The 18,157-nt window shown below is 74.2% G+C and carries 13 protein-coding genes and 2 tRNA genes; 9 read left to right on the top strand and 6 right to left on the bottom strand.

The genetic code is table 11. The features are described from left to right. Positions 1-23: 23 nt before the first annotated feature. Entirely contained in the window at positions 24-4,625 is a 4,602-nt protein-coding gene (locus ACTT8P_RS28275; RefSeq protein ID WP_442834593.1) for a PAS domain-containing protein, read from the bottom strand. Between the two features lie 250 nt (positions 4,626-4,875). Continuing rightward, the gene (locus ACTT8P_RS28270) at positions 4,876-5,352 is read right to left on the bottom strand and encodes an SSI family serine proteinase inhibitor (RefSeq protein WP_442834592.1); all 477 of its coding nucleotides are present in this window, start codon (positions 5,350-5,352) and stop codon (positions 4,876-4,878) included. A gap of 171 nt (positions 5,353-5,523) precedes the next feature. Here ACTT8P_RS28270 and ACTT8P_RS28265 point away from each other — a divergent pair. The 7 genes from ACTT8P_RS28265 to ACTT8P_RS28235 all read left to right on the top strand — a co-directional run bounded on the left by ACTT8P_RS28265 (position 5,524) and on the right by ACTT8P_RS28235 (position 13,605). Next, a tRNA-Ser gene (locus ACTT8P_RS28265) sits at positions 5,524-5,614 on the top strand. A gap of 171 nt (positions 5,615-5,785) precedes the next feature. Further along, positions 5,786-5,858, top strand: a tRNA-Arg gene (locus ACTT8P_RS28260). Between the two features lie 514 nt (positions 5,859-6,372). Continuing rightward, on the top strand, positions 6,373-7,266 hold the full coding sequence (locus ACTT8P_RS28255; RefSeq protein WP_442834591.1) for a DUF2797 domain-containing protein: 894 nt from the start codon (positions 6,373-6,375) through the stop codon (positions 7,264-7,266). A gap of 192 nt (positions 7,267-7,458) precedes the next feature. Further along, a complete protein-coding gene (locus tag ACTT8P_RS28250; protein WP_361159014.1) occupies positions 7,459-8,199 on the top strand; it encodes a response regulator transcription factor in 741 nt (246 codons plus the stop codon). Continuing rightward, on the top strand, positions 8,196-9,890 hold the full coding sequence (locus ACTT8P_RS28245; RefSeq protein WP_442834590.1) for a sensor histidine kinase: 1,695 nt from the start codon (positions 8,196-8,198) through the stop codon (positions 9,888-9,890). Before ACTT8P_RS28250 ends, ACTT8P_RS28245 begins: the two co-directional genes overlap by 4 nt. A 14-nt stretch (positions 9,891-9,904) precedes the next feature. After that, positions 9,905-11,326 carry a glycosyltransferase gene (locus ACTT8P_RS28240; RefSeq protein ID WP_442834589.1) on the top strand — a complete coding sequence of 474 codons (1,422 nt, stop codon included), beginning with the start codon at positions 9,905-9,907 and terminating at the stop codon, positions 11,324-11,326. Then, the gene (locus ACTT8P_RS28235) at positions 11,323-13,605 is read left to right on the top strand and encodes an ArnT family glycosyltransferase (RefSeq protein WP_442834588.1); all 2,283 of its coding nucleotides are present in this window, start codon (positions 11,323-11,325) and stop codon (positions 13,603-13,605) included. The genes ACTT8P_RS28240 and ACTT8P_RS28235 overlap by 4 nt, the downstream gene beginning before the upstream one ends. 28 nt (positions 13,606-13,633) lie before the next feature. Here the strand turns inward: ACTT8P_RS28235 and ACTT8P_RS28230 are convergent, their stop codons facing one another. Both ACTT8P_RS28230 and ACTT8P_RS28225 read right to left on the bottom strand, forming a co-directional pair. Beyond that, positions 13,634-14,104 (bottom strand): PPOX class F420-dependent oxidoreductase, encoded by a 471-nt coding sequence (locus ACTT8P_RS28230; RefSeq protein ID WP_442834587.1) that lies wholly within the window; start codon positions 14,102-14,104, stop codon positions 13,634-13,636. Positions 14,105-14,199: 95 nt separating this feature from the next. After that, a complete protein-coding gene (locus tag ACTT8P_RS28225) occupies positions 14,200-14,598 on the bottom strand; it encodes an STAS domain-containing protein (protein ID WP_442834586.1) in 399 nt (132 codons plus the stop codon). 223 nt (positions 14,599-14,821) lie between these two features. Here ACTT8P_RS28225 and ACTT8P_RS28220 point away from each other — a divergent pair, with 223 nt between their 5' ends. Further along, the gene (locus ACTT8P_RS28220; protein WP_442834585.1) at positions 14,822-15,568 is read left to right on the top strand and encodes a GAF and ANTAR domain-containing protein; all 747 of its coding nucleotides are present in this window, start codon (positions 14,822-14,824) and stop codon (positions 15,566-15,568) included. Between the two features lie 117 nt (positions 15,569-15,685). Then, complete coding sequence (locus ACTT8P_RS28215; RefSeq protein ID WP_442834584.1) at positions 15,686-16,390, top strand: GAF and ANTAR domain-containing protein; 705 nt, start codon at positions 15,686-15,688, stop codon at positions 16,388-16,390. Here the strand turns inward: ACTT8P_RS28215 and ACTT8P_RS28210 are convergent. After that, positions 16,373-17,194 (bottom strand): YceI family protein, encoded by an 822-nt coding sequence (locus tag ACTT8P_RS28210; RefSeq protein ID WP_442834583.1) that lies wholly within the window; start codon positions 17,192-17,194, stop codon positions 16,373-16,375. The two genes, ACTT8P_RS28215 and ACTT8P_RS28210, sit on opposite strands and share 18 nt — an antisense overlap. A 118-nt stretch (positions 17,195-17,312) precedes the next feature. Further along, positions 17,313-18,157 (bottom strand): MSCRAMM family protein (locus tag ACTT8P_RS28205; RefSeq protein ID WP_442834582.1); only part of this gene is annotated, 845 nt, incomplete at its 5' end.

Here is an 18,157-nt window from a genome sequence, read left to right as displayed (position 1 = left end):
GGGATCATTGGGGCCGACGGTCGTTAATTGGTCCCGATCCGGGCCAGCAGCTCCACGATCCGGGCCTGCACCTCGGCGCTGGTGGACCGCTCCGCGAGGAACAGCACCGTCTCCCCCGAGGCCAGCCGCGGCAGATCGGCCTGGTCGACGGCGGCGGTGTAGACGACGAGCGGGGTGCGGTTGAGCTGCCCGTTGGCGCGCAGCCAGTCGATGATCCCGGCGAACCCGGCACCCGGCTCCCGCCGCCGCATCCGCATCAGGTCCATCACGACCAGGTTCGGCCGGAACTGCCCCGCCAGCGTCACCGCGTCCGCGTCGCTCGCGGCCCGCGCCACCTGCATGCCGCGCCGCTCCAGCGTCGCCGTCAGCGCCAGCGCGATCTCCGCGTGCTCCTCGATCAGCAGCACCCGCGGCGGATGCTGCTCGCTGTCCCGCGGCGCCAGCGCCTTCAGCAGTACGGCGGGATCGGCCCCGTAGGCGGCGTCCCGGGACGCCTGCCCCAGCCCGGCGGTCACCATCACCGGCACCTCGGCGGCCACCGCCGCCTGCCGCAGCGACTGGAGCGCGGTCCGGGTGATCGGCCCGGTCAGCGGGTCCACGAACAGCGCGGCGGGGAACGCCGCGATCTGCGCGTCCACCTCCTCGCGCGAGTGCACGACGACCGGCCGGTAGCCGCGGTCGCTCAGCGCCTGCTGGGTACTGACGTCCGGCGCGGGCCACACCAGCAGCCGGCGCGGGTTGTCCAGGGGCTCCGGCGGCAGCTCGTCGTCCATCGGCTGCGGCCGCGGCGGATCGGCGACCTCCACCGCCCCGCCGGGCCCGTCCAGCGGCTCGGGTCCCTCGGCGGCGTCCTTGTCCGGTGCGCCTATGGCGTACGACCGTCCGGTGCCCTCGGTCGGCTGCCCGATCCGGGCCGGCTGCTCGGGATGCGGCCGGGCGGCCGCCCCCTGGGTGCCCTGCTCCGGGCGGCCGGCGGCCGGGTCGGGCGGGGTACCGAGCTTGCGGCGGCGTCCGGAACCGTTCGGGTGGTGCGGGGCGGGGGTGGCCGTCGGCTGCTGCACCTGGGCCGCCTGCCGGTTGAACGGCACGCCCTGCCCCAGTGTCCGCACGCTGATCGCCCGCCCCTGCGTCGAGTCCGGATCGAGCGGGGCCGCGGCCTCGGCGGGCAGCGGCTGGGCCGCCCCGGGCGCGTTCTCCGGCGGCAGCGGGGTGCCCCGCCCGGAGGTGGTCTCGGCGGCGGGCGCCTGCGGCGGTACGGGCAGACCGGCGCCGGAGGTGTCACCGGCTGCCGGCCACGGCTGCGGGCGGGAGTGCGCCGGTGCCGGTGCCGGTTGCGGGGGCAGCGGCTGACCGTCCGCCTCCCCCGCGCCCAACGGCTCCGGCGGCGAACCGACCGCCCGGCGCCGACGGCCCGTCGGCGCGTTGGTGGGGTGCGGCTGCGGCGGGGTGTGCTCGTCGGCCTGATCCTGCGGAACGGCGTCATGCCGCCCACCGTCCCCCGCCGCCCCGCCGACGGCCCCCGGAACGACCGACGCGTGCGCCGGGAGCGGGGCGTGCCCTGCGGCGGGGGCCGGTGGTACGAGAGGCTGCCCCGGCGCCTGTGGTACGGGGTGCTGCTGCCCCGGTGCCTGGATGGGCAGCTGCCCGGGGACCTGGACGGGAACCTGGCCCGTGGCCTGGACCGGCGTCCCGCCCGGAGCCGTCCCGCCCGGAGCCGACCCGGCCGGCTGACCTGCGGCCGGCACCGGGGGGTGCCCCGGAGCCGGTACGGGGGTCTGACCCGCAGGCGGTACGGGAATCTGCCCCGGAGTCGTGACGGGGTACTGCCCCGGTGCCTGGACGGGCAGCTGCCCGGGGACCTGAACCGGGACCTGTCCGGTGGCGGTGGCCGGGACCGGGGCCTGCCCGGCAGCGGGGACCGTCATCCGCCCCGGAACCGGTACCTGTCCCGGCACCTGGCCCACAGCCGCGACCAAGGGCTGTCCCGGAGCCGCGCCCGGAGCCGGCCCCGCACCCGGAACAGCGACCTGTCCCTGCCCCTGCCCCTGCCCCGGAACCTGGCCCGCAGCCGGTCCTGGCACCTGCGTCTGCGCCTGCACCTGACCCGCAGCCGGTACCGGCCCCCCCGCAGCCGCTGCCGGTACCGGCCCCCCCGCAGCCGCTGCCGGAACCTGCCCCGGCACCGAAGCCTGCCCACTCCCCGGCGGCACCGAAGCCTGGCGGTCCGCGTCGGCCGGTGGCAGGGCGAAGACCTGGCGCGGGCCCGCCTCCTGCGCGGCGGCGCGCTCGGCCGCCGAGGCCAGCGCCCGGCGCCGACGCCCGGTCGGCTGGCCCGCCTCGGACTGCTCGTCCTGGCTCCCCGCACCGTCTGCACCGTCTGCACCGTCTGCACCGCCCGCGTCGCCCTCGCCGCCCTGCGCGGGAAGCGCCGGCGGCAACGCGTGCTGTTCGCCGTCGCGGCCAAGGGCGCGCCGTCCGGCGGCCTCGGGGCCGGGCACCCCGCGCGGCGGAACCGTCCCGCCCAGGTTGTTGCCCGTGGCCGCGGTCCCGGCGGCGTGCTCGGCCGCCGTGACGACGGCCCCCTCGGTGACCCCGGGAAGCCCGGCGGCCACCGGCGCCTCCAGGGCGGCGGGGCCGCCACCGACGTCCTCGGCGGGCCGCCCGCGCCTACGCCCGGACCCGTCGGCCGGGGCCGACACCGGCGCGGGTGCCGCCTCGGGCTCCGGGACCGCGCGCCGCCTGCGCCGGCCGGTCGGCGTACCGCCTTCCGTGCCACCGCCACCGACACCGCCGTCGCCAGGCCCCCCGACCTCGCTCTCCAGGAAGGCGTCGACCGAAGCGCGCCGCGCCCGGCGCCGGCCCCCGCCACCGCCGGGTCCCGGCTCACCGGAGACCGGCTGGTCCGGGACCGCGACGACCCCGCCGGGGGCCGGTACGGCGGCCTCGACGGCCCCCGCCCCACCGCCGATCGGGACTTCGAGGACGTACGCGCTGCCGCTCATCCCCGGCACCTCGTGCGTCTGGAGGACGCCGCCGTGGGCCCGGACGATGCCGCGGACGATCGGCTGGTGCACCGGGTCTCCCCCGGCGTACGGCCCGCGTACCTCGATGCGGACCACCTCGCCGCGCTGGGCGGCGGCCACCACGACGGTGTTGTCCATGTAACCGCCCGCCGAGACCGGCGCGTTGCCGGTCGCGTCGACCCCGGCGACGTCGGCGACGAGGTGCGCGAGGGCGGTCGCCAGCAACCGGGCGTCGACCTCGGCCTCGATGGGCGGCGCGTGCACGGCGAACTGCACCCGTCCCGGCCCGACCAGCTCCACCGCGCCGTCGACCCCGGCCGCGACGACCGCGTCGAGCATGACCTTGGTGCGGGCGACCCCGCCGCCCGCGCTGCCCTGGGCGTCGAGCCGCTGGTAGCCGAGCACGTTGTCGATGAGGGTGGTGATGCGGGAGTAGCCCGCCGAGAGGTGGTGCAGCACCTGGTTGGCCTCGGGCCACAGCTGTCCGGCGTCGTCGGAGGCGAGCGCGGCCAGCTCCCGCCGCAGCTCCTCCAGCGGCCCGCGCAGCGAGGTGCCGAGCAGCGTCAGCAACTGCTCGTGCCGGCCGGACAGGGCCTCGTACCGGTCCTTCTCGCGCTCGCCGAGCGCGGCGTACCGCTCCTCGTTCGCGGCCAGCGTCTCCTCGTGCTGCTCGCGCAGTTCCGTCAGCTCGGCGGTGTGCCGTTCGCGCAGCGCGGTCAGCTCGGCGGCGTGCTCCTCGGCGAGCCGTTCCAGCTCCGCCGCGTGCCGCTCGGCGGCCTGTTCCTTCTCCTCCAGCAGCGCGTCGTAGGGCCGCCGGTCGGTGAAGGTCATCACGGCGCCGACGAGCTGGTCGCCGTCGCGGACCGGCGCGGTGGTCAGGTCCACCGGCAGCGGGTCGCCGCTCTTGGTGAACACCACCTGCCCGCGCACCCGGTGCTTGCGCCCGGACCGCAGGGTGTCGGCGAGCGGCGACTCGTCGTACGGGAAGGGGGAGCCGTCGGCGCGCGAGTGCAGGACGAGGGTGTGCAGCTCGCGGCCGCCGAGGTCGCTGGCGCGGTAGCCGAGGATCTGGGCGGCGGCCGGGTTGACCAGGACGATCCGGCCGTCGGTGTCGGTGCCGACGACACCCTCGGCCGCGGCCCGCAGGATCATCTCGGTCTGCCGCTGCGAACGGGCCAGTTCGGCCTCGGTGTCGACGGTGCCGGACAGGTCGCGGACGACGAGCATCAGCAGTTCGTCGCCGGGGGAGCCGTAGGCGTCGTAGGCCGGCTGGCCGGAGTCGACGTTGGCGCTGGCCACCTCGACCGGGAACTCGGAGCCGTCGGTGCGCCGCGCGACCATGCGGGTCGGCTTGGTGCGGGCCCGGGGGTCGATGTGGTCGGGGCGCCGCATGGAGCCGGGGATGAGTTTGGAGTCGAACTCCGGGAGCAGGTCCAGCAGCCCGCGGCCGACCAGCGCGGTGCCGGGCGCCTCGAAGGCCTCCAGCGCGATGGTGTTCGCGTTGACGACGGTTCCGTTGGCGTTGACCAGGACCAACGCGTCCGGCAGCGCGTCCAGTATGGCTGCGAGGCGAGCAGCGCCCCGGGATGGCCTGCCGCTCACGAGACGCCTTCCTCCCTGTTACCGCACCTTGCCGACCGCTCGGGCCATCTTGCCAACCGGCCCGCGACGTGTCACCCGAGGGAGTCTAAGGGCTGGGGTCGCGCCCGCGGCGCCGGATGCGAGGGAGGTCGCACGTCGAAGTGACGGAGAACGCGTGTCCGTACGCCCTGACGTCGCGGGACCTTTGCGAGACCTTCGCGGAACCGTTCCGCCCCCTGTCCCCGGCCTGTACCGCACGTCCTCGGACTGCTCAGGCAGTGGGCCGCAGGTCGGGCAGGAGCGGGACCAGCCGGTCCCAGCGGCCGATCTGGCAGCCGTCCCGCCGGTCGTACGTGGCGTCGACGCGGTGGCCGGCCCAGGTGCCGGTGATGTGCGCGGTGGCCGGGCCGCCGTACTGGAAGGTGCACATGCTGCCCTCGGGTACGGGGGCGAAGGCGTCCTGCCCGGCCCGCGTGCTCCGGTCGACCGCGGCGCAGGCGGCGTCCGGGTCGGGATGACTGCCGCCGCCGGGACGGCAGTACAGCTGGTACGTGCCGTCCTTGCCGTCGCCCGCGTCGCGCACGGTGACGGTGAGGTGGTCGGCCCGGTCCTCGTCCCTGACGGGCGGCGGGGCGAGGCGATCGGCCGGGGCGGCGGGGGTGGCGGCGACGGGCGCGGCGGCGGACAGGGGGGAGAGGGCGGCGATGCCGAGGGCGGTGGCGCCGAGGAGGCGGGTGACATGCAACATGACCTGATCAACGCGTCAACCCGCCGGACGTTGCGGTCGCCCTGACGACGGTAAGGGCTTTGCCCTGCGGGCCGCCCGCCTAGTACCGTGGGGGCCGATTGGTGACACCGCGCTCGGCTGTGTCATCATCGGCAAGCACCGCTCGCGCTCACGCGAGGGGATGCGTTGTCTGGAGGCGTCGCCTAGTCCGGTCTATGGCGCCGCACTGCTAATGCGGTTTGGGTTTTAAAGCCCATCGAGGGTTCAAATCCCTCCGCCTCCGCACAAGAACGCGAAGCCCCGGCCCCGGCCGGGGCTTCGTGGTTTCCGCAGGTCACAAGGGGTAGGGCAAACGGATTTCACATGACGGCGGCAGTCATGTAATGTTCTTCCTGTCGCCGCGACGGGCCGGAAGGGACGGGGCGGAGACGACAACAGAACAGCAGCAAGACAAGCACTCGTAGCTTAACGGATAGAGCATCTGACTACGGATCAGAAGGTTGCAGGTTCGAATCCTGCCGAGTGCACAGCCGAGCGAGAGGCCCTGTGGAGAGATCCACAGGGCCTCTCGCTTTTGCGGTGGAACGTCAGGTGAATCGTGCAGCGGCGGCCCGGATCCAGGGGAAACCCTCACTAGGCTTCACTGGGCTCGGTCCTCATGGACACATCCAAGGGCGGGGATTTCGCGCAGCGGAGCGCGGATCACGGTGCGGTGGTCGAGCTCAGCTACCGGCTGACAGCCGAGGACTTCGAAGAGGCCCTCCGGGCACGGGCCCGGCACCCCGGCTCTTCGTGCTGCTCGGCGGCGACCGCGCGATCGGGATCGCCGTGGTGCCCCAGCGGGGCGCGCACGACGACGTGGAGGTGGAGCGGCTCCGGACCGTCCCGGACCGCCACCTGAAGCGGCTCCAGCCGGGCGGCCCACGGCGCTCGCTCGGGACGGCCAGTCGGGCGGGGCGGCCCCTTCGGCGGCCGGCACTCGGCCACCGACGACCCGTGCGTCACGGGGACTGTCAGTGGTGCCCTCTACTCTCGACAGAGATGGCACGGATGTGGCGGTGCGCGGGGCTGCGGTGGTCGGCGGAGGGGCCCGTGCTGGTCTGGGACGGCGGGCGGCGTACTGCGCTGACCTGGGGGAAACGGGTGGCCTTCGGGGTCGCGGAAGGGGGTGGACGCGGATGTGCGGGAGCGCGGGGGAACGTCTGCCCGCTGGCGGCGGTCGTGCCGGGCCGGAGTACGGGGGGCCGGTGCGAGGAGTGTGCCCGGCTGGACCGGGCGCACTCGGTGGCCGCCGACACGATCGCGGACGACCCGCGTCCGTACCGGGTGTATCTGGCGTGGTTCGGGCCCGGGCTGGTGAAGGTCGGGATCACCGGGCTGGAGCGCGGGCCGGCCAGGTTGCTGGAGCAGGGGGCGGTCTGCTTCAGCTGGCTGGGCAGCGGGCCGCTGATGGCCGCGCGGCGCACGGAGGAGCTGCTGCGGGCCGCCCTGCGGGTGCCCGACCGGATTCCGTACGCGCACAAGCGCGCGGTGCGGGCGGTGCTGCCGGGTACGGCGGCCCAGCGCGCGGCGGAGATCGAGGAACTGCACGGGCGGGCGGTGGGACTGGGCGGCTGGCCCGAGGCGTTGACGCCGGAGCCGTTCCGGGCGGTCGATCACGCCCGGGTGTTCGGGCTGGCGGAGGCGGCGTCCGGCGCCGCTCCGCCGGTGGCAGAGGTGACCGAGCTGGTCGGGGGAGGGACGGCCGGTGGTGAGCTGGTGGCGGCGGCCGGGCCGGATCTGCATCTGGCGACGGCGCGTGGGGTCGTCGTACTGGATACGCGGCTGATGAGCGGGTGGGGGCTGGGACCGGCCGGCGACGAGGACCGGTTCGACCTGCCGGTGCGGGCGTTGCGGGCGGTGGCGGCCGAAGGGCGGCAGGACGGGCTGTTCTGACGCGGTCGCCGGGGGATGTGCGGCGGGCGGGCTGGACGCCCGGTGGGTGCCGGCCACAGCCTCCGCCCCGGTGCGCACCGGGCGGGCCCCGGTGGTGGGGAAGAGGGTTCCTGAGAGGTGGCTGTGGGTTTCTCAGATAAATCACAGGTTCTGGAAAGCATGTTCTCAGAGGTCCCCGACATGGTGTGGAACATGACCACGACCTCGCCCCAGGGGCGCACCGAACTGCTGAGGCCGGACGGGAGCCCCGTCCGAGTGCTTGTGGTGGACGACGAGTTGTCGATCACCGAGCTGCTGTCCATGGCCCTGCGGTACGAAGGCTGGCAGATCCGCAGTGCCGGGGACGGACAGGGCGCGATCCAGACCGCCCGCGAGTTCCGTCCCGACGCCGTCGTACTGGACATGATGCTGCCGGACATGGACGGGCTGAGCGTGCTCGGCCGGCTGCGCCGCGAGCTGCCCGACGTGCCGGTGCTGTTCCTGACGGCGAAGGACGCGGTCGAGGACCGTATCGCCGGGCTGACGGCGGGCGGCGACGACTACGTCACCAAGCCGTTCAGCCTGGAGGAGGTCGTCGCGCGGCTGCGCGGGCTGATCCGCCGGTCCGGCGCGGCCGACCGCCGGTCCGACTCCGTACTGGTCGTCGGCGACCTCACCCTCGACGAGGACAGCCACGAGGTGACGCGCGGCGGGGACAACATCCACCTCACCGCCACCGAGTTCGAGCTGCTCCGCTTCCTCATGCGCAACCCGCGGCGGGTGCTCAGCAAGGCGCAGATCCTCGACCGGGTCTGGTCCTACGACTTCGGCGGCCAGGCCAACGTCGTCGAGCTGTACATCTCGTATCTGCGGCGCAAGATCGACGCCGGCCGGGAGCCGATGATCCACACCCGGCGCGGCGCCGGTTACCTGATCAAGCCCGCGGTGTCATGACGGGCCGGCGACCGCGCCGGCGCCCGCGTCGGCCGCGTCCGCGCACTCTGCGGACGCGGCTCGTCGTCGCGTCGGTGGCGCTGATCGCGGTGGTGTGCGCGGTGATCGGCAGCGTCACCACGCTGGCGCTGCGGTCGCATCTGTACGAGCAGCTGGACGGGCAGCTCGGTGAGGTCGCCATGCGTGCCTCGGGCGACTTCACGCCGCCGGGCGGCCCGACGGACACCGGCAAGGGCGGCGGCGGCAGCGGTGGCGTCGTCGGCGACGCGAAGCCCGACGGGCAGAACTCCGACGGGCAGAACTCCGACGGGCAGAACTCCGAGGGGCAGAAGCCCGACGAGGCGACCGACGTCACCGAGTTCGTCTCCCACGGCCCGCAGCCCGGTGCCACCATCGCGGCGAAGGTCGTCGACGGCGAGATCACGGAGGCCGCGTACGGCAAGAAGTCCGACGAGGACTACTCGCTGGACGCCAAGTCGCTGAACGCCGCGCAGACCGCCGCGCTCGCCTCCGTTCCCCAGGACAGCCACGAGCACACCGTGGAGGTACCCGGCCTCGGCGAGTACCGGGTCACCTACAAGTCGGGCCCCAGCGGCGCCTTCTACGTCGCCATCCCGACCGCCGACGTCGACAACACCATCAACACCCTGATCATCGTCGAGGTGAGCGTCACCGCGGCCGGCCTGATCGCCGCCTCGCTGGCCGGACTGATCATCGTCGGCGTGGCCACCCGCCCGCTGCGCAAGGTCGCCGCCACCGCCACCCGGGTCTCCGAACTCCCGCTGCACTCCGGCGAGGTCAACCTCAACGAGCGGGTCCCGGAGGCCGAGTGCGACCCGCACACCGAGGTCGGCCGGGTCGGCGCCGCGCTCAACCGCATGCTCGACCACGTGCACGGCGCGCTGCACGCCCGGCAGGAGAGCGAGACCCGGGTCCGGCAGTTCGTCGCGGACGCCAGCCATGAGCTGCGTACCCCGCTCGCCTCCATCCGCGGGTACGCCGAACTCACCCGCAGGGGAAGAGAACAGGTCGGCCCCGACACCCGGCACGCGCTGGGCCGGATCGAGTCCGAGGCGGGCCGGATGACCCTGCTCGTCGAGGACCTGCTGCTGCTCGCCCGGCTGGACGCCGGACGGCCGCTCCAGTTCGAGCAGACCGACCTGGTCCCGCTCGTCGTGGACACCGTCAGCGACGCCCGCGCGGCCGGCATGGACCACAACTGGCGGCTCGCCCTGCCCGACGAACCGGCGCTGGTCTCGGCGGACGCCGCCCGGCTCCAGCAGGTGCTGGTCAACCTGCTCGGCAACGCCCGCAACCACACCCCGCCCGGCACGACGGTCACCGCCCGGGTGCGCCGGCAGGGGACCTGGCTCTGCCTGGACATCGAGGACAACGGGCCGGGCATCCCGGCCGAGTTGCTGCCACGCGTCTTCGAACGGTTCGCGCGCGGCGACACCACCCGCTCCCGGGCCACCGGTTCGACCGGCCTGGGCCTGGCCATCGTGCAGGCCGTGTCGACCGCGCACGGCGGCGCGGTGACCGTGGACAGCGTGCCCGGACGCACGGTGTTCACCGTGTATGTACCCGCGCTTCCCGCCCCCGTGGCCGGCCCGCCCGACCCCCGGACAAACTGGGCATCGCACTCACAGGCACAGCACAGCGTCACCACACGGGTGCGACAGGGCGGTTGAGAAAAGTCGGTGTCATGCGAACCGACTCTTCTCCGGGCACCCTGCCGGCGCGGGAGCACCTCCCGGCCGCGGGGGCCGGTACGCCTGTCCTGGACGTAGTGATCCCCGTCTACAACGAGGAGAAGGACCTCCAGCCGTGCGTGCGCAGACTGCACGAGCACCTCGCCCGCACCTTCCCGTACGCCTTCCGCATCACGATCGCGGACAACGCGTCCACCGACACCACCCCGCAGGTCGCCGCGCGGCTGGCGGCGGAGCTGGCCGAGGTGCGCTCCTTCCGGCTGGAGCAGAAGGGCCGCGGCCGGGCCCTGCGGACCGTCTGGTCGGCGTCCGACGCCCCGGTCCTCGCCTACATGGACGTCGACCTGTCCACCGACCTCAACGCGCTGCTGCCGCTGGTCGCCCCGCTGATCTCCGGCCACTCCGACCTCGCGATCGGCTCCCGGCTGGCCCGCTCCTCCCGGGTGGTGCGCGGCGCCAAGCGGGAGTTCATCTCCCGCTCCTACAACCTCATCCTGCGCGGCTCGCTGCAGGCCCGCTTCTCCGACGCGCAGTGCGGCTTCAAGGCGATCCGCGGCGACGTCGCCCGGGTGCTGCTGCCGCTGGTGGAGGACTCCGGCTGGTTCTTCGACACCGAGATGCTGGTGCTCGCCGAGCGCGCCGGACTCCGGATCCACGAGGTGCCGGTCGACTGGGTCGACGACCCCGACTCCACCGTGCACATCGTCAAGACGGCCACCGACGACCTCAAGGGCGTCTGGCGGGTCGGGCGGGCGCTGGCCACCGGTTCGCTGCCGCTGGACCGGCTGGCCCGGCCGTTCGGCGACGACCCGCGCGACCGGGACATCAAGGACGTGCCGCCCGGACTGACCCGGCAACTCGTCGGGTTCTGCGTCGTCGGCGCCCTCTCCACCCTCTTCTACCTGCTGCTCTACAGCGGCTTCCGGACCTTCTCCGGTTCGCAGATCGCCAACGCCCTCGCGCTGCTGGTCTCCACGATCGCCAACACCGCCGCCAACCGGCGGCTGACCTTCGGGGTGCGCGGCCGGGGCGGCGCCGTCCGGCACCAGGCGCAGGGCCTGGCCGTCTGGGGCATCGGCCTGATCCTCACCAGCGGTTCGCTCGCCGCGCTGAACGCGGCCACGGACGGCGCGGCGCACTCCACCGAGCTGGCGGTGCTGATCGCCGCCAACCTCGCGGCGACGGTGCTGCGGTTCCTGCTCTTCCGGGCGTGGGTGTTCCCGGAGCGGGACGCGGACCTCCCCGGCGTCCCCGAGCCGTCGACCGTGGTGGCCACCCACCGGCCGGCGACCCCGTTCGACCCGAACCCCTACGGACACCCCCCGCTGCCGCAGCGCCCGGCCGCCCCGTACGAGATCCACCGGGACGCGATGACGCGGCTCCCCGCCGACACCGACCCGAGGAACCCCCGATGACCACGCACTACGACGCGACGACCGGGCAGGGGACCACCGACCCCGACCCCGACGACCCCGCCACCGGGAGCCCGCCCCCGCCCGCACCCGCCACCGCGCCCCCGACCGCGCCTCCCGGGGCGCCGAAGCAGCCCCTGGCCCGGAGACTGTGGCGCGGCCGTGCCGAGGACCCGCGCTGGGCCCGCCCGGCCTTCCTCGGCCTGCTGCTGGTCACCGCGGCGCTCTACCTCTACAACCTGAGCGCCTCCGGCTACGCCAACTCCTTCTACTCGGCGGCCGTGCAGGCCGGCAGCCAGTCCTGGAAGGCGTTCTTCTTCGGCTCGCTGGACGCGGCCAACGCCATCACCGTCGACAAGCCCTCGGCGTTCATGTGGCCGATGGAGCTGTCGGTCCGGATCTTCGGGCTCAACTCGTGGGCGATCCTGACCCCGCAGGTGCTGATGGGCGTCGGCACGGTCGCGGTGGTGTACGCGGGCGTGCGCCGCCGGTTCGGGGCGGTGGCCGGACTGATCGCCGGGGCGGTGCTCGCGCTCACCCCCGTCGCGGCGCTGATGTTCCGGTTCAACAACCCGGACGCGCTGCTGGCCCTGCTGATGGCGCTCACCGTGTACTTCGTCACCCGCGCGCTGGAGGACGGCCGCACCAAGTGGCTGCTGTGGGCCGGGGCGGCGGTCGGTTTCGCGTTCCTCGCCAAGACCCTCCAGGCGTTCCTGATCCTGCCGCCGCTGGCCGTGGTGTACGCGGTCTGCGCGCCGGTCAGGGTGCGCAGGCGGTTCGCGCAACTGGGCCTCGCCGCCGTCTCGATGATCGTCGCCGGCGGCTGGTGGGTGGCGATCGTCGAGCTGTGGCCGACCTCCTCGCGGCCGTACATCGGCGGCTCGCAGAACAACAGCTTCCTGGAGCTGACCTTCGGCTACAACGGGCTCGGCCGCATCAACGGCGAGGAGACCGGCAGCGTCGGCGGCGGGGGCGGCACGGGCGGCACCAGCCAGTGGGGCGAGACCGGCTGGGACCGGATGTTCAACTCCGAGATCGGCGGCCAGATCTCCTGGCTGCTCCCGGCCGCCCTGATCCTGCTGGTCGGCGCCCTGGTGCTGACCCGCCGGGCGGCCCGTACCGACGCGGCCCGCGCCACCCTGCTGGCCTGGGGCGGCTCGCTGGTGACGACGATGGCCGTCTTCAGCTACATGGCCGGAATCTTCCACCAGTACTACACGATCGCGCTGGCCCCCTACCTGGCCGCCGTGGTCGGCATCGGCGCCGCGGCGCTGTGGGAGAAGCGGCGCGAGCTGTGGGTGGCGCTGGTGCTGGCCGCCACCGTCACGGCGACCGCGGCCTGGGGGTACGTACTCCTCAACCGCACGCCCGACTACCTGCCGTGGCTGAAGTGGCTGGTCCTGGTCGGCGGCCTGCTGGCCGCGCTCGGACTGGTCTTCGCCGGGCGGCTGTCGAGGCAGTTGGCGCTCGCCGCGGCGGGGCTGGGCCTGGCGGCCTCACTGGCCGGACCCACGGCGTACACGCTCAGCACCCTCGCCGAGGGCCACACCGGTTCCATCGTCACGGCCGGTCCGTCCGGCGCGAGCATGATGGGCGGTCCCGGCGGCGGCCAGGGCGGCGGCCCCGGCGGTGGCGGCGGGATGCCGGGCGGCACCGGCCAGGGCGGCGGCATGCCGGGCCAGAACCAGCAGGGCGGCGGCAACGCCCCCGGCGGAACCGGCGGAACCGGCGGAACCGGCGGAACCGGCGGAACCGGCGGAACCGGCGGAACCGGTGGTACGGGCGGCACCGGCGGCTTCCCCGGTGGCGGCATGCCCGGCCAGAACCAGAACGGCGGCAGCCAGACGCCCCAGGGCGGTGCCGAGAGCGGCGGCATGGGCGGCGGCCAAGGCGGCGGCATGGGCGGCCTGCTCAACGGCGCCGACGTCGACTCCGCGGCCAAGAAGTTGCTGGAGACCGACGCCGACGACTACACCTGGGCCGCGGCCGCGATCGGCGCCCAGAACGCCGCCAGCTACCAGCTCGCCACCGGCGACCCGGTGATGGCCATCGGCGGCTTCAACGGCACCGACCCGTCACCCACGCTGGCCCAGTTCAAGAAGTACGTGGCGGAAGGAAAGATCCACTACTTCGTCTCCGGCGGCACCGGAGGCGGCATGGGCAGCGACTCCGACAGCGGTACGTCGGCGCAGATCACCTCCTGGGTGGAGGCGAACTTCAAGGAGGTCACGGCCGGTTCGGCCACCTTCTACGACCTCACCCAGCCGACCGGCGGAAGCTGAACGCACGGCTGGTGGCGGATCAGGACGATCAGTCCCCCTCCACCAGCCGAGCCGGGAAGCCGCCGGTGGCCACCGGCCCCCACTTCTCCGGGGTGACCCGGATGATCGACTTGCCCTGCTTGAGCATCGCCGCCCGGTACTCGTCCCAGTCCGGGTGCTCGCCGGCGATGTTGCGGTAGTACTCGACGAGCGGCTCCACGGAGTCCGGGCTGTCGACGACCTCGGCGGTGCCGTCGATCTGCACCCACGGGCCGTTCCACTCGTCGCTCAGCACGACCAGGCTCACCCGGGTGTCGCGCCGGGCGTTGCGGGTCTTGGCCCGCTCCGGGTACGTCGAGACCACGATCCGGCCGGCGTCGTCGACCCCGCAGGTCAGCGGCGACGCCTGGGGGCCGCCGTCGGCCCGCCGGGTCAGCAGCAGCGCCCGGTGCCGGGGGCGGACGAAGTCGAGCAACTCGGCCAGGGAGACGCGGGTGTTCGTCGCGATGTTCGGTGCCATGCCCCCAGCCTAGGCGGCGGCCCCGCCGACATGGGGCCGCCGCCCCGCGGGTGCCGGTCGGCAGCAGGCCATCACACTGCTGCCGGCCGGGCCCGTCAAAAGCCCCTTGCGCCCCTCCAGGCCACGGCCCCGCCGGCCCGTCCCAGCGCCTCCGCGACGTTGTCGTGCACCGGTATGTCCCGGCGCAGGCCGGAGAGTTCCAGGACGCGGCTGGGCACGCCGTGCGGGGCGGCGACCAGCCGCAGCCCGACCCGGCCGGGCAGCCGGTGGCGTACCTCGTCGAGCAGCCGGACGCCCTGGGAGTCCATGAAGACGGTCCCGGTCAGGTCCAGGACCAGCAGCCGCAGCGGATCGGCTCCGGGCCGGCGGCCGGCCGCTTCGAGGATGAGCGGGAGCAGCCCCGGGGCGTTGCAGAAGTCGATCTCCGGGGGCAGTGCGAGCACGGTGCTGCCGGGTGGTTCGTACGGCGCACCGGGTGGGGGGAGGAAGGTCACGTCACTCACCTGACAGACGTCCGTCCGGCTTCCGAAATGGGGTGGCCGCTTCCTGACCCGGCACCCATTCCACCACGCCGACGGCCGGGCGCGGAAGGTGCTCGGGCGGACGGTCGGCCGGGCGTCACCTGCGTGCAACCGAGCAGCTAGAGTGCTGTCCGTCCTGTGCTCGCAGTCGGGAATGTGCTGCGGAGCTCTCCTGCGCACGGCCGTATGGCCGTGCATGCCGAAGAGGTTCGTGGTGACTGCGTCCGAATTTACCGATGTGCCGCGTTTTCCGGCTGGTTTCGAGCTGGCCGAGGTCCTGACCGCGGCGGCTCGGGAACTGCACGCGACGGTCACTCCCAACGGCACCCTGCGCACCGCCGTCAGGCTGGCGGTGACCCTGGTGCCCGGGGCCGAGCAGGCGGGCATCTCGGTGGTCGAGCGCGGCAGTCAGCGCCGGGTGCTGGCCTGGACCGACGAGGCCGTACGGGCCGCGGAGTCGCGCCCCGGGGGCCGGGAGCCGCACCCGTTCCTGGACCGCCTGTGGTCGGTGCCCGTGGCCCGGTTGGACGACAGCCTGGCCGAGGTCCCCGGTACCGCGCTGTCCGACTCCGGGCTGCGCTCCGCGCTGGCGCTGCGGCTCCGGTCCGACCGGCGCAGTCTCACCGTCCTGACCGCCTACGCCGGCCGCCCGCGCGCCTTCGACGACGACGCCACCCGGGTCGGCCGGCTGTTCACCGCGCACGTCAGCCTGGCCCTGGACTCGGCGACCGAACGCGAGCAGCTCACCGAGGCGATGCGCACCCGGGACCTGATCGGCCAGGCCACCGGCATCCTGATGGAACGCATGGAGATCGACGCGGCCGGCGCCTTCGAGAGCCTGGTCAAGGCGTCCCAGCGGGAGAACGTCAAACTCCGCGACCTGGCCCGCCGCATCGTCGACACCCAGGAGCCCCCCGGCGGGCGGGGCACGGGCGAGCGCTGAGCCGGGTGGGGCCGGGCCGGTGCGGTCCGGTGCGGGGGTCCGGTCCGGCCCACGGCACCGAACCGGTCCGAGGCGCCCCCAGGCGTTAACGAGCGGCGACGGGATATCCGTACCGTCATGACCGCCGAGACGCCCGACACGCTGGACCACGCTTTGGTGCGCAGCCAGGGCCTCGACACCCTGCTGCGCGATCTGACCGACCGCGCGGTGCGGGAGGTGTCCGGCGCCGTCGCGTGCAGCATCACCGTGCGCCGGGCCGACCGGCTGCTGACCCTGGCCGGCAGTCGGGGCCTGCCCGCCGGGCTGGACCTCCGGCAGTACGAGAACGGCTCGGGTCCCTGCGTGGACGCGGCGGAGACGGGAAGCCCGCGTTACGTACCCGATCTGGCCACCGAGACCCGCTGGCCGGCGTACACCGAGTACGCGCGCGCCACCGGGGTGCGCTGTGTGCTGGCGCTGCCGCTCGCGCTGGAGGGCGAGACCGGCGCCGCCCTCAATCTCTACGGCCTCGAACCGGGCTCGCTGGCGGAGGACAGGGAGACGGCCCGCGCCTTCGCGGAGCGGGCCGCCGGTGCCGTCGACGCGGCGCTGCGCATCGAACGGCGGCGTTCCTCGGTCGCCGACGTGCGCACCGCCCTGCTCTCCCGCAGCGTCATCGACCAGGCGATCGGCATCCTGATGTCCCGGGAACGGGTGGACGCCCGGGTCGCGCTGGACCGGCTGCGCCGGGTCTCGCAGAACCGGAACGTCAAGCTGCGGGACCTGTGCCAGGACCTGGTGGACCGGGTGGCCGGCGGGGCCGGCTCAGGCGGCCGGGAGTGAGTCCCCCTGCACCGCCTGGATGTCCAGCTCGACCCGGAGCGTCGTGCCGATGGCGGCGATGCCGGCCTGGAGGACCTGGTTGTAGTTCATGGCGAAGTCCTCGCGGCGCAGCTCGGTGGTGGCCTTGAAGGCCGCCCGGGTGCCGCCCCACGGGTCGGCGCCGGTGCCCAGGTAGGACAGGTCCAGGTCGACCGGGCGGACCACGCCGTGCAGGCCCAGCTCGCCGTGCACCGTCCAGCGGTCCCGGCCGGCCACCGAGACGCCGGTGGAGCGGTAGGTGATGTCGGGGAAGCGTTCGACGTCCAGGAAGTCCGCCGACTTCAGATGGGTGTCCCGCATGCCGTTGCCCGTGTCGATGGACGCGGCCTTGATGACCGCCTCCACCCGGGACTTGGTGACGTCGTCCGGGGCGATCTCCAGCAGCCCGGCGAAGTCCGTGAACCGGCCGTGCACGCTGGAAATGCCCAGGTGCTGGGCGACCGCGGCGACGCTGGAGTGCGCCGGGTCGATGGTCCAGGGTCCCGGCGGCGGCAGCTCGGTGCCGCCCTGCCGGGCCAGCGTGACCGTGCCGACCTCGGCCCGGCCGCTGGCGGTCACGATCGCGCTGGACGCGGCCGGCGCGTAGCCGACGGCGGTGACGATCACGGTGTACGCCCCCGGCTGCAGCTCGGTGGTGTCCCGTACGGCCCCCTCGGCGTCCGCCTCGGCGCGTAGTACCTGCGTGCCGGTCATGTCGGTCACCGTGACGACCGCGTGCGACACGGCCCATCCGTCCCGCGTTCGGATCCTCGCGGTCAGTCCCATCCCGTTTTCTCCCTGCAAAGGCTCAAAAAGTGGTCGGAAAAGAAGTAAAGAAACCGGCCCGTGGCGGGCGTGCGCACCTCCGCTCAGAGCGCGCACGCCACCACGGGCCGGGGTCTCGCTACTCGCCGGGGTGGGCGAGCTCGATGTCGTGGCCGTCCGCGCCCTGCCCGTTCACGGTCAGGGAGGTGGCCACCGGCGGGTAGCCCGTCGCGATGACGGTGTACTCGCCGCTGTCCAGGTCGGTGAAGGCGTACGCCCCGTCCGACCCGGTGGTGGCGGTGCCGACCACGTTGCCGGCCGCGTCGACCAGCGTCACCCGGGCGTCGGCCAGCGCGCCGTGCGGCGCCTTGACGACGCCCTGCACGCGGGCGCCGGCCTCCAGGTCGACCTCGACCCGGGTGACCCCGGTGCCGCCGACCTCGACGGGCAGCGCGCGCGGCCGGAACCCGGCGGCGTTGACCGCCACGGTCACCGTGCCCGGCACCAGCTCGGCGAGGGTGAAGTCGCCGTTGTCACCGGTGGTGGAGGTGGCCAGCAGGTCGCCGCGGACGTCGGTCACGATGACCATGGCGTCCTTGACCGGCTGCCCGTTCGCCGCGGCCCGCACCAGACCGGTCAGCCCGCTGGTGCCGCTGAGCAGCACGTCGTAGGCGACCGGCTCGTCGTTGACCACGATCGTGGACGCCTGCGGCTGGTAGCCGTCGGCGGACGCGATCAGGACGTAGGACCCGGCGTTCGGCGCGTCCACCGCGTAGGAGCCGTCGGCCTGGGCGACCGAGCGGCCGAGCTGGCGGCCGCCGAGCGAGATCAGCGTGACCGCGGCCTGCGCCACGGGCGCGCTCTCGGCGCCGCGGACGAAGCCGCGCACCGGGATGCCGCCGGAGACGGGCGCCGGGGAGGCGCCGGCGCCGGTGGCCGCCGTGTTGACCGCGGCCAGCCGCTGGGTCCCGGCCGGGCCCGGCC

It is taken from the genome of Streptomyces sp. JW3 (assembly GCF_052216785.1).
GTDB lineage: Bacteria > Actinomycetota > Actinomycetes > Streptomycetales > Streptomycetaceae > Streptomyces.
The sequence above is the reverse complement of the archived record's forward strand: the minus strand, read 5'-3'. Positions and strand labels throughout refer to the sequence as shown.

What these genes read in the sequence shown, in the direction of transcription:
- ACTT8P_RS28210 (WP_442834583.1), bottom strand. Translation starts at nt 17,194, where the DNA reads ATGGGACTGACCGCGAGGATCCGAACGCGGGACGGATGGGCCGTGTCG.
- ACTT8P_RS28235 (WP_442834588.1), top strand. Translation starts at nt 11,323, where the DNA reads ATGACCACGCACTACGACGCGACGACCGGGCAGGGGACCACCGACCCC.
- ACTT8P_RS28250 (WP_361159014.1), top strand. Translation starts at nt 7,459, where the DNA reads ATGACCACGACCTCGCCCCAGGGGCGCACCGAACTGCTGAGGCCGGAC.
- ACTT8P_RS28230 (WP_442834587.1), bottom strand. Translation starts at nt 14,104, where the DNA reads ATGGCACCGAACATCGCGACGAACACCCGCGTCTCCCTGGCCGAGTTG.
- ACTT8P_RS28255 (WP_442834591.1), top strand. Translation starts at nt 6,373, where the DNA reads ATGGCACGGATGTGGCGGTGCGCGGGGCTGCGGTGGTCGGCGGAGGGG.
- ACTT8P_RS28215 (WP_442834584.1), top strand. Translation starts at nt 15,686, where the DNA reads ATGACCGCCGAGACGCCCGACACGCTGGACCACGCTTTGGTGCGCAGC.
- ACTT8P_RS28245 (WP_442834590.1), top strand. Translation starts at nt 8,196, where the DNA reads ATGACGGGCCGGCGACCGCGCCGGCGCCCGCGTCGGCCGCGTCCGCGC.
- ACTT8P_RS28220 (WP_442834585.1), top strand. Translation starts at nt 14,822, where the DNA reads ATGCCGAAGAGGTTCGTGGTGACTGCGTCCGAATTTACCGATGTGCCG.
- ACTT8P_RS28240 (WP_442834589.1), top strand. Translation starts at nt 9,905, where the DNA reads ATGCGAACCGACTCTTCTCCGGGCACCCTGCCGGCGCGGGAGCACCTC.
- ACTT8P_RS28270 (WP_442834592.1), bottom strand. Translation starts at nt 5,352, where the DNA reads ATGTTGCATGTCACCCGCCTCCTCGGCGCCACCGCCCTCGGCATCGCC.